Annotated in this window: 12 protein-coding genes and 2 pseudogenes; 11 read left to right on the forward strand and 3 right to left on the reverse strand. The window is 41.1% G+C overall.

Going from position 1 to position 9,991, the window contains the following annotated elements; translation table 11 throughout:
• The first annotated feature begins 91 nt into the window (after window positions 1-91).
• A complete protein-coding gene (locus IM500_RS17275) occupies window positions 92-658 on the forward strand; it encodes a restriction endonuclease (RefSeq protein WP_190723134.1) in 567 nt (188 codons plus the stop codon).
• Window positions 655-1,593 (forward strand): DNA-methyltransferase, encoded by a 939-nt coding sequence (locus IM500_RS17280; protein WP_190723133.1) that lies wholly within the window; start codon window positions 655-657, stop codon window positions 1,591-1,593. The genes IM500_RS17275 and IM500_RS17280 overlap by 4 nt, the downstream gene beginning before the upstream one ends.
• Before the next feature lie 69 nt (window positions 1,594-1,662).
• Here IM500_RS17280 and IM500_RS17285 read toward each other — a convergent pair.
• Window positions 1,663-1,902 (reverse strand): annotated as a pseudogene (locus IM500_RS17285) (phenylalanine--tRNA ligase beta subunit-related protein); the annotation flags it as partial.
• Window positions 1,903-2,182: 280 nt separating this feature from the next.
• Here IM500_RS17285 and IM500_RS17290 point away from each other — a divergent pair.
• The 5 genes from IM500_RS17290 (at window position 2,183) to IM500_RS17310 (ending at window position 7,294) form a co-directional block, all read left to right on the forward strand.
• A complete protein-coding gene (locus IM500_RS17290) occupies window positions 2,183-3,244 on the forward strand; it encodes an AAA family ATPase (RefSeq protein ID WP_287730668.1) in 1,062 nt (353 codons plus the stop codon).
• Window positions 3,245-3,466: 222 nt separating this feature from the next.
• Window positions 3,467-4,129, forward strand: a complete 663-nt coding sequence (locus IM500_RS17295) for a hypothetical protein (RefSeq protein WP_287739136.1) — start codon at window positions 3,467-3,469, stop codon at window positions 4,127-4,129.
• 274 nt (window positions 4,130-4,403) lie between these two features.
• Window positions 4,404-5,036 carry a 2OG-Fe(II) oxygenase gene (locus IM500_RS17300; protein ID WP_190723130.1) on the forward strand — a complete coding sequence of 211 codons (633 nt, stop codon included), beginning with the start codon at window positions 4,404-4,406 and terminating at the stop codon, window positions 5,034-5,036.
• A 27-nt stretch (window positions 5,037-5,063) separates the two neighbouring features.
• Window positions 5,064-5,843 (forward strand): ABC transporter ATP-binding protein, encoded by a 780-nt coding sequence (locus IM500_RS17305; protein WP_159297613.1) that lies wholly within the window; start codon window positions 5,064-5,066, stop codon window positions 5,841-5,843.
• Between the two features lie 74 nt (window positions 5,844-5,917).
• Window positions 5,918-7,294, forward strand: a complete 1,377-nt coding sequence (locus IM500_RS17310; RefSeq protein WP_287739138.1) for an MlaD family protein — start codon at window positions 5,918-5,920, stop codon at window positions 7,292-7,294.
• A 77-nt stretch (window positions 7,295-7,371) separates the two neighbouring features.
• On the opposite strand, the gene IM500_RS17315 is transcribed toward IM500_RS17310, so the two are convergent.
• Together IM500_RS17315 and IM500_RS17320 are read right to left on the reverse strand one after the other, a co-directional pair.
• The gene (locus IM500_RS17315) at window positions 7,372-7,593 is read right to left on the reverse strand and encodes a type II toxin-antitoxin system HicB family antitoxin (RefSeq protein WP_190723128.1); all 222 of its coding nucleotides are present in this window, start codon (window positions 7,591-7,593) and stop codon (window positions 7,372-7,374) included.
• Window positions 7,568-7,825, reverse strand: a complete 258-nt coding sequence (locus IM500_RS17320; RefSeq protein WP_190723127.1) for a type II toxin-antitoxin system HicA family toxin — start codon at window positions 7,823-7,825, stop codon at window positions 7,568-7,570. The genes IM500_RS17315 and IM500_RS17320 overlap by 26 nt, the downstream gene beginning before the upstream one ends.
• Window positions 7,826-8,127: 302 nt before the next feature.
• Here IM500_RS17320 and IM500_RS17325 point away from each other — a divergent pair, with 302 nt between their 5' ends.
• From IM500_RS17325 to IM500_RS17340, 4 genes and pseudogenes are all read left to right on the forward strand, one after another.
• Entirely contained in the window at window positions 8,128-8,559 is a 432-nt protein-coding gene (locus IM500_RS17325; RefSeq protein ID WP_287730672.1) for a DUF29 family protein, read from the forward strand.
• Window positions 8,560-8,566: 7 nt separating this feature from the next.
• Entirely contained in the window at window positions 8,567-8,809 is a 243-nt protein-coding gene (locus tag IM500_RS17330; RefSeq protein ID WP_190723125.1) for a DUF5678 domain-containing protein, read from the forward strand.
• Window positions 8,810-8,845: 36 nt separating this feature from the next.
• On the forward strand, window positions 8,846-9,859 hold the full coding sequence (locus tag IM500_RS17335) for a WD40 repeat domain-containing protein (protein WP_190723124.1): 1,014 nt from the start codon (window positions 8,846-8,848) through the stop codon (window positions 9,857-9,859).
• A 46-nt stretch (window positions 9,860-9,905) separates the two neighbouring features.
• Window positions 9,906-9,991 (forward strand): annotated as a pseudogene (locus tag IM500_RS17340) (Uma2 family endonuclease); the annotation flags it as partial.

The following is a 9,991-nucleotide window of genomic DNA, read 5'->3' on the forward strand; positions in this document are numbered from 1 at the left end:
CTTGGCCAAGGGTGATATTATCTTGGAACAGATTACCGATAATTTGGGGAGATAATCAGTAGTTAGCTATCTATATCAAAAAGGATTATTGATGCCACCCGATCAAATAGAAAACCTCCTCAAGGGAATTTTGAGACAATACCAAAGTTCTTTTAGTGACAAAATCTATGGAGAAGAAAATGATGATTATGATCCGCTTATGAGGGTATTTGGAATTACTCCTAGTTTAAAAAGGGAAAATCGTCAGTATTGGGGCAGGGAACTAGGAATGTGTTGGCAACGTCTGGTGACAGAAGTTTTTAAGGCTAATTGTTTAGATTATCAACCGGCTTTAAAGATTGCAGATGATCAACCTTGTGACTGCATTTTAGGTAGAGATGCCATTGATACTAAATATAGAATTGGTTCGGGAGATTCTGGCACACTTAAAAAGTTTAAACAGTATGGAAAACTATTACAGGAAAGAGGACTTAGACCTATTTTACTGATTGTGCGAGAGGATAACTTACCAGCAGCGATTAAAGCTTGTCATCTGGGTGGCTGGATCGTTTTGCAGAGCCAACAAAGTTTTGATTATATACTTGATCGCAGTGGGTTCGATTTGCTGAAAGCTTTTGATAAATTTTCTGAAACACAGGAGTTTTATATTGCCCGATGAATATCTCAAAAAGATGGCAACTTCTGCACGGTGATTGTAGCCAACTTCTCACTTTACTAGAAGAATCTAGTATATCTTGTGTGATCACAGATCCACCCTATAATTATGAGTTCATTGGCAGAAATTGGGATCATGATGAAATCCAAAGACGCAGAGAACGCATTCAAAACAGTTCCACACTGGTAAAAAATATTCCCTATGGAAGTGGGTTAGCTGGTGGGGTTCGCAATGAGCGTTGGTATCAACGCAATCGCGAAAATGTGGTCAATTATATTGAATGGGCAACAGATTGGTCAAAGGAACTAATGCGTGTTTGTAAAAGGGGGGCTGTTGTCGCTGTTTTTAGTAGCACAAGAACACTAGCTCATATTCAGATTGCTCTTGAAAATGCCGGTTTTTATGCTAGAGATGTGCTGGTTTATAGACGACATTCAGGCATTCCCAAAGGATTAAATATTGAGAAAAAACTTGACAAAATTGGTGATACTAATGCCAAACAATGGCAAGGTTGGCATACTTGCCTGAGAAATGAATGGGAAGCTATAGTTATTGTGCAGAAGCCTCTAAAAAACAATTATATTGAAACTATACAAATGACTGGATTAGGTCCCTTCAAAGCTATACTAAGTGACGGCTCTTTTCAATCCAATATTTTAGAGGGCTTTTCTAAAGGACGGGATGAAAATTTTGATGAGCATTGTACGATTAAACCTTTATCATTGATTAGAAAACTGCTCGAGTTATTTCTACCACAGGATAACAGTCATATAGTTCTAGATCCTTTTGCTGGAACGGGTACAACTTTAATTGCCGCTCTAGAATTAGGTTATCAGACTATTGGTATTGAAATTGAAGATCAGTATATTAATATCATTCAACAACGTTTGGGGGAATATTTTGGCAAGATCGGCCAGGAATTTGAGGTATTTGATTAGTCAATCAAAAAGTTAACAATAACAACCGCTACGGTAGAAAATCGGCTCGACAATAAATCCCTCGGAGAATTAAGGATAGTTAGTCAAGCTGAGGACATAATTAGTAATATCGACCAGATTATTGAGCGATCGCAATCTGGCAGCCTGTAAACGCTGTTGCAACCATAGCGGAGATGGGCGAATTTTTACCCCCTCGATCACCGTACCAATATAAGCAGGACAAGCTTTATTTTCTGATATTTCCAGAGATAAATCTTTTTTAGGGGAAAATTCCCGTAATTTCACTTTTGGTAGGCTTAATCCTCCCCCCAGTTGATCGAAATCCCCATCGTTAATTCTTGCTTGCCGTTGGTTCTTAACTATTGTAAACCGTGGGTAGTCAATGATTTAGAAATTAGGGACGATCGGCTGTTAAAATATTAAGGGGAGGATAGAAGAACTGTGTAAATAACCGACCATTTTCCTTGGCCAGGGCTATTTATCTAATCTTAGTTAAGTTATCGTTACAGTTTTGTCTCTAGATAATTATACTATCTATTCATCTTTCTAAAATCGTCAGATTTTCGCTTTCTTGTCAATAGCTATCTATATGAAAGTTCAGTCAGTTAACTTAAAATATTTTAAGAGATTTCGTAATTCTGGAGAACTATTTGATTTTACAGATGCCGAAACAGGTTTAGCACGAGACCTAATTGTTTTAATAGGGATGAATGGCTCTGGTAAGACCAGTATTTTACAAGCAATTGCCGCAACTTTAGGAGAAGCTACTGGACGATTAAAAAATCTTTCTGATCTAGATTGGCCTGGCTTTAGTTATGAACTTTTAGGAAGAAGTTGGGGTCAATTTTCGCCAGAAGTCACTCTCAAAGTCCAATTTTCCTCTCCAGAAATTCAAGCAGTTCAAGACTTCTATAGTCAACTTCAAGAACTAGGGAGAGAATTAACACCTCCCAGCGATAAAGATATTGTAACTCTTAAATGGCGAAATAATCGGGTGCAAGCAGCAAGTGCCTCAGAATTATTTCAATTCAAGGGTAGGGAATACGCCAAACAACTGTCCCGAACGTTGGGTTTTAGAGTTTTTGAAAAAGTGGGGACTATTCTTTGGTACACAGAACAAAGAACATCTAGCAGTTTAACACCAGAAAATACCGATAAAATTGAATTTACCGATGATATGTTACGAGATCAGTTAGCAACACGATGGCAGTTTCATCAAAAAAATATCAGTGGTCAAATCCCACAAATGCGCTCCGGTCAGAAAGATTTATATGCAGAACTTGAACGCAATTACAAAGCTATTTTTATCGAGCGTAGTTTTGAAGGTTCTGTCCCAAGAGAGGGTGTAGATGACTTTTTCAGCAAACCTTGGTTTTATCTCTACGATGGCAAAAATCAATATGAAATTTCTGAGATGTCTGGAGGTGAACGTTCTATTTTCCCCATCCTATTAGACTTTGCTAATTGGAATATCCATAATTCTGTTATTTTAATCGATGAAATCGAGTTACACTTGCACCCACCAATGCAGCAGGCATTATTAAGAGCCTTACCCAAGTTAGGTAAAAATAATCAGTTCATCATTACAACTCACTCCGATTATGTAGAACAGCTAGTACCTGAAGATTGTATTATTCGCCTAGAGGTGTAATTGTGACTGTTGTTAGCGGTGGCAGAACAATTTTTTGTGAAGGCAAGTCGGATAGCTTAGATTATCGATTGATAAACAAAATAGTTGCCGATATATCGGGAGATAGATGTACAATTATTCCCGCCGGAGGTAAGTTTACATTTTCAAGCTTTGTCCAAGGCTACTTCTCTCGTAACGAGATGAGTAATCAGAGATATATAGTCTTTCGTGATCGAGATTTTGATGCAATCAACTTCCGACATTCAATTGCTTAAACTGGAGACTAGATTAGGTAATAACTTTACTTATTTAACCTATCGATCCTGTATCGAAAATTATCTTTTAGATGCAGAATTAATATCTAGTTATTGGACGGAAAAATACCAAGAAAAAGTGGACAATCCTAGCTCTAAATGGGGACATGGAAAGCCTCCAGATCAACAGACTATATGGAAATGGATTGAAACTAGCGCTAGGACTATACTATCTTATCAAGCAGTACGCTGGGCTTTAAGTGATTTATTGAGAAAGAGCCAAGCACGGGAACAATTAAAAACAACTTGGACAGGTAGTAGTGGTGAATTACCTGAATCCTTAGCACTGAAACAATGCCAAGAGCAAGCAGTCAATTTAATCAATCAATTTAGACAAGCATTAGAATCAGTTACAGTAGAAGCCTTTCAAACAAGTCTTAATAGCTATCAAAACCAGTTTGAGCAAGAGGATTTTTGGCAAAAAAAACAATACCTAATTTGGTTTCATGGTAAGGATATTCAAAAACAAATGCAGCGACAAGAACCTAACTACATTTCACTACGTCACTTTTATAATTGGGCAATCAATCAGCTTGATATTAATCAACATCTAGAGCTTAAAGAGTTGCAAACAAAAATAGAGCAACTGTGATATTTTTATTTTAGGGGCTTTGGTGATAGCAGTTATCTTAATGGTGAGGTACGAAGTTTTCGTTTTGGGGAGTCTCTGAGTCGGTCGTCGATATTTTTGCCGTTTTTAAACCCTCAAAAATTAATTATGCCAGAGGTTTAATGAACATACCTCATGACATTGGTAAACTTTATATCTTAAAATGCACACAGACAGAACACTTCTGGGAAAATTATCCCCATCTCCCCTAAAAACAAGCTATCCTAAAGATTGCTATCTAGTTCCGATTCTATCCGTGCCTTACTATTCCCAATATCCCGACGCTTTTACTCCCAGTTATCTGAGCGAACTACAAGGACAGATTCTCGCTTGTCCCCACTTCACAGTTAACAATTTAAATCGAGATTTCGTTAAAACCAAAGGCTTTTCTATCGCTTTTCGACGCACACAAATCAGCGAAGTCGAACGAATTTTTCCCTATTTTAAACCCTATCTCGATCGCAGTTTACAAGCTGAATGCAACGCTTTTTATCTTAACCCCTTACTCCTACAAACCGGTTCACGGGTAGATCCCCATATCGATCGCTCCCTGCGCTCCTATTGTAAAACGATCGCTCCCCCGCTCCTAGTTAGCGTCCTTTATGTGCAGGTTCCTAGAGATATTCAAGGGGGGGAACTGGTACTAGCAAACCGTCATCGTTCCGTGGCCCAGATTCGTCCTTGTGCTAACACCCTGATCCTCTTTCAAGGAGATCTCACCCATTCAGTTAATCCCGTTAGCTGTTCTGGTATTCGTCTCAGTCTTGTCTGCGAACAATATCGTTTAGATGCCGAAGAATTGCGAGAGATTCCCGAAATGCAGATAGAATCGCGAACCATAAAACCAGAAAAGAAAAAAAAGAAAGATCGGGTCGTTGCCCTACAATAAAAGGACATTTTTGTAAAGATATTCTAGATGGTGATGCGCGAACCGATCGTCGAATTAAGGGGAGTAACTAAAGCTTTCGGCAAGAAAGTAATCTTAAATAACGTCGATCTGAAAGTGTACGAAGGGGAAGCGATCGGCGTGATCGGTCCATCGGGGACGGGAAAATCGACCATTTTGCGCTTAGTCGCCGGATTACTGGCCCCCGATCGGGGAGAAGTGTACATCTACGGCACAAAACGGCAGAGAACCGTAGAACAGGGGGAAGATCCCCTCGGTGTTGGTCTAGTTTTCCAACAATCGGCCCTTTTTGACTCCCTCACCGTCGGGGAAAATGTCGGTTTTGCTCTCTATCGCCACTCAAAGCTAAAACGAGCCGAAATCCGCGATTTAGTGGAAGAAAAACTGGATTTAGTGGGAATGTCCGGTTCCTACGACCTCTATCCCTCTGAAATATCCGGAGGGATGCGAAAACGCGTCAGTTTAGCCCGGGCAATTATCAGCGATCCCTCGATCGCCGCCGATCGATCGAACATTCTCCTTTACGATGAACCCACTGCCGGACTGGATCCCGTCGCTTCTACCCGCATCCAGACGGTAATTATGGAACTTCTCAAGCTAAAAAAAGCCTGTGGGGCCCATCTGATTGTCACCCACGTCCACAGCACCATCGAAAATACCACCGATCGCATCGTTTTTCTCTATAAAGGTCAATTTCAATGGGTTGGACCGACTCAAGAGGCTTATCACTCGGAAATCCCCGTACTCAAGCAATTTTTTACCGGCAGTATCGACGGACCAATTCAGTGATCAGTGATCACTGATCACTGAAATCCCCCGATTTCTCCTGTAAGATACTGTGTAGAGATGAGGAGTAATTATTTATGGAAGCTGGCGGTTCACAACGGGGGATTTCCCCAACTCTGCGGCAAAGTGGTATCGGTTTAATGTTACTGACATCGGGGGGAATATTAATCTGGTTTATCGCTTGGTTAAGTAATTTTAGCTTCGGGGGACGCAGTTATCGAGCCACCTTTCTTTTTCCTAATGTGGGTGGCATGATGGTGGGAACCCGCGTCGGTTATCGGGGAGTGAGAATCGGGCAAGTGACGGCAATTACCCCAGAACCGGAGGGAGTCGCCGTAGAAGTGGAGATTTCGCCGGCAGATCGCCTAATTCCCAGTAATTCCCTCATCGAAGCCATTCAATCCGGTTTAGTCGGTGAAACCACGATCGATATTACTCCCCTGCAAGCTTTACCCGTCGGTGGTGTTAAAGAACCCCCTTTGAGTCCTAACTGTAATGGGGAGGTGATTATCTGTAACGGTTCCCGTTTACAAGGGCAATCGGCGCTAAATGTCAATACCCTGATCAGATCTTTACTGAGAATTTCTAATCTAGTTAGCGATCCCGATATGGTGGCCGGATTTCGTTCTTTTACCCAACGCGCTGCCAATGCCTTGGGGGGACTCGATCGCTTTAGTGGTGAGGCAACCACTGCTTTAAGCGAGGTACGTCGCAGCGGTACTCTAGGTAAAGTTAATTCGGGGATGAGATCTCTAGAATCCTTACCCCAAGTATCCGGTTCCCTCGATCGCCTTTCTAGTGATCTTTCCGGTGTCGGGGGATTGAGTCAGGAAGCGACTACTTTACTGAGAAGTTTACAGGGAAGTGGCGGCCTGAGAAATTTAGACGCTACCCTAGTAGAGGCCCGAAAAACGCTGCTTTTGGTGGGACAAACCACCGAAGAACTGCGGGTTTTTTTGGCAGCTAATCAAAATCGTTTAATTGCTACTCTCGATAGTATCAAAACTACTAGCGATCGCCTACAAACTACTCTCGCTGCTTTGGATCCGATCCTGACGCAAGTGCAGAAAAGCCAAATCATCGAGAATTTAAACACTATTTCGGCAAATGCTGTTAAATTAAGTGAAAATTTGGGAAATTTTACCGCTTATCTCTCCGATCCTGCCACTGTTGTCACCCTACAGCAACTCCTCGACTCCTCTCGTGCTGCTTTTGCCAATCTTCAGAAAATCACCTCCGATGTGGATGAAATTACCGGTAATCCGCAACTGCGACAGGAAATTATCCGTTTAATCCAGGGTTTAAGTCGTTTGGTTTCTTCTAGCGAACAACTACAGCAGGAATTCGCCCAAGGTCAAGCAATGACAAGAATGGCCGCCCAAATTGCGACAATAGCCCCAAATCCCCCCGCTAATACCCCAGAAAAAGACGCTAAAAAACCTGAATCTGAGTAGCAGAATTTGGGGTTAGGGGTTGGGAAAAAAAAGTCCGAGCATTTGTACTAAATTGTTTCAAGACCCTGCTAGTGTGCCTAATTTTTTGTCATAGCTAAATGAGGAATTTCTTCACCATGTTGACGATAACTTTCTTTAACGCCTTCCCAAGCTACAATTAATTCATTGAGTGCTGTTTGGGGGCTATCAGCAAAAGCGGAAACGCTAGGCATTTCTACTAAGTATGCTATCCAATCTCTCTCCTCATCTTGGAAGATATTAATGCTAAAACCGTTAAAATCCTCGGTGGTTGGATTCATTTTCTTCCTCCTGTATTTTTAAAAATTGTTTAACTTGATAAGCTTTCGCTTCACCGTTTTTTGTCGGTTGAATAGATAGACGGACTCTCTTGGATGAATACCAAATGTGATGACTTCCTGTTTGATGGTCAAAAGTCCAACCACAAAGATTAAGCAAACTCTCAAATTCGCTAAAACGTAATCCTTGAGGTGAGTTTTTGGCCTTTTCTAGCAGTCTTTCTTTTTTTCCCATCGATCGATCACAACGAACTCAATCTATTTTAGCTTAAAGTTAAAAGAAGGAGATCGCATTTATACATTAGAGATAGAATGCAATTCGCCCATACAATCGCCGAAAATCGCTTAATTTTGCTAATTTTTGAGTCATAATTAAAAACTCCATTTTTAGATAAACAACCATAGCCTAGCACAGAAAAGCTTAAAATAAATGAAAAAATGATTAATTTTTTGTTCAAGATGGTCTTAAATGAGCTTTGGGATAGAGAGACTTGTGGCAAGATATAATTAAGGGGTATTTGGGGAAGAAATTGGATTATGGAAGAACTTTTAGAATTAAAAGCTTTGCTCTTAAAAGGTGATATTAAAGGTTCACTGGCGATTGTAGAAGACCTTGAAGATATGAGCAAAAATGGGATTATTAGCACCATTCGTAGTTATGCTGTTATCTTATTACTTCATTTAATTAAACAACAGGCAGAAAACCGAACCACTCGTTCTTGGGATGTCTCCATTCGCAATAGTGTTAGAGAAATTCAACGCCACAATAAACGCCGAAAAGCAGCAGGATATTATTTAAGTGATCAGGAATTAACAGACACTTTAAACGATGCTTATCTTAATGCTTTGGATGCCGCTTCTTTAGAAGTCGAATCAGGTCGGTATCAATCGGAGCAAATAGAAGCTATAATTGACAAAAATAAACTGATTAGCACTGCTTTTCTTCTGATCAAAAACGTCTCTCCCTAGGAAGATTATGACCAACTCAATCTCTAAAGAACAAGCCCAAGAAATGTTACGTTGGTTAAACAAAAATCGTGACACCGTGATTGATTTATATAAAAATCAATACATTGCTTATAATGAAAAAGGAGTGATTGCTCACGGTGAAAATTTACAGAATGTTCTAGAAGAAGCCAACACAACCAATCAAGAATTTGTCATTTATCTTGTTCCTCGTTGTCGTTATTCTATTCAAATTTTACCCATTCAAGTTTAAAGTAGTTTAAGTTGATTTTGACAACGGCAAAATTCTATGAAAATAACCCTTTATCAACCGACGTTATCGTTATTATTGCTGCTGTTGCTATCCGGTGGTTGTGCAGTCAATCGGGAAAAAGGGAAAACCATCACTCCGCAAGCGTCTCCCCTAGCAGAAATCGTTCCTTGGCAGATGGTCGAACGGGTTACTATTTTAAAAGCCGATCAGGATCCCATCTATGCTTTGGCCATTAGTCCCGATAACTCCTTGCTGCTAAGTGGTAGTTTTGACGGCACGGTTAGGGAATGGGACCTAAAAACCCAAAAACCTCTCAGGACTTGGCAACTAGGTGATACCGTTAACGCTATCCAATTTAGTCCCGATGGTGAGACTTTCGTAACTGCCGATGCGGGGGGAAAAGTGCAACGCTGGAATACGCGCACCGGAAAATTAGAAATGACCTATCCTGGCCATGCTTTTCTCGTTACTGATGCCGCTATTTCTCCCGATGGCAAAATTTTGGCCACGGGTAGCTGGGATCGTACAGTCAAACTCTGGGATTTTCAGACGGGTACACTGTTAAAAACCCTGCGCGGTCATAATCATCCGATTCAGGCGATCGCATTTAGTCCCGATGGTAAAGGAATTGTTAGCGCCGATTACGATGGCTTCGTTAAACTGTGGAAAGTGAGTACCGGTCGCTTTATTCGTGCCTATGCGGGTAATTTATTCCCCGTTTATCGGGTGCTTTTTTCCAAGGATGGTAATACCGCCGGTACTGCTAGTCAAGACGGTTCGATCCGCGGTTGGCAAGTGAAAAGCGGCATCGGCACCACTACTATTCTCGCCCATAACGACGCTGTAACCGATATGGCCCTGCTCGATGGGGGTAAAGTTTTAGCCAGCACCTCCGGGGATGGAACTGTCAAATTTTGGGATGTTAATACCCGTCGGCGCTTGAATACCCTGAAGGGAAACGTCATCCTAAGAATGGTTGCCAGTCATGATGGTCGTTGGTTAGTCACTGGAGATCAAGACGGTGCGATCGCACTGTGGCGAGGAATCTAATTGACTATAATTAAGACTAGAGTGTTTTCTAGGGCGAAATATAGCCATGGCAGCAGTGATTTTAAACTTAGATACAGTCAATCTCAGCGATGAGCAGTTTTACTGTCTCTGTCAAGTTAACCCAGATTGGCA

This window comes from Microcystis sp. M179S2, from assembly GCF_020245805.1.
Taxonomy (GTDB): domain Bacteria; phylum Cyanobacteriota; class Cyanobacteriia; order Cyanobacteriales; family Microcystaceae; genus Microcystis; species Microcystis aeruginosa.

Coding starts and splice junctions, on each gene's coding strand:
- IM500_RS17275 (WP_190723134.1), top strand. CDS start 92: ATGCCACCCGATCAAATAGAAAACCTCCTCAAGGGAATTTTGAGACAA.
- IM500_RS17280 (WP_190723133.1), top strand. CDS start 655: ATGAATATCTCAAAAAGATGGCAACTTCTGCACGGTGATTGTAGCCAA.
- IM500_RS17290 (WP_287730668.1), top strand. CDS start 2,183: ATGAAAGTTCAGTCAGTTAACTTAAAATATTTTAAGAGATTTCGTAAT.
- IM500_RS17295 (WP_287739136.1), top strand. CDS start 3,467: ATGCAATCAACTTCCGACATTCAATTGCTTAAACTGGAGACTAGATTA.
- IM500_RS17305 (WP_159297613.1), top strand. CDS start 5,064: ATGGTGATGCGCGAACCGATCGTCGAATTAAGGGGAGTAACTAAAGCT.
- IM500_RS17310 (WP_287739138.1), top strand. CDS start 5,918: ATGGAAGCTGGCGGTTCACAACGGGGGATTTCCCCAACTCTGCGGCAA.
- IM500_RS17315 (WP_190723128.1), bottom strand. CDS start 7,593: ATGAATCCAACCACCGAGGATTTTAACGGTTTTAGCATTAATATCTTC.
- IM500_RS17320 (WP_190723127.1), bottom strand. CDS start 7,825: ATGGGAAAAAAAGAAAGACTGCTAGAAAAGGCCAAAAACTCACCTCAA.
- IM500_RS17325 (WP_287730672.1), top strand. CDS start 8,128: ATGGAAGAACTTTTAGAATTAAAAGCTTTGCTCTTAAAAGGTGATATT.
- IM500_RS17330 (WP_190723125.1), top strand. CDS start 8,567: ATGACCAACTCAATCTCTAAAGAACAAGCCCAAGAAATGTTACGTTGG.
- IM500_RS17335 (WP_190723124.1), top strand. CDS start 8,846: ATGAAAATAACCCTTTATCAACCGACGTTATCGTTATTATTGCTGCTG.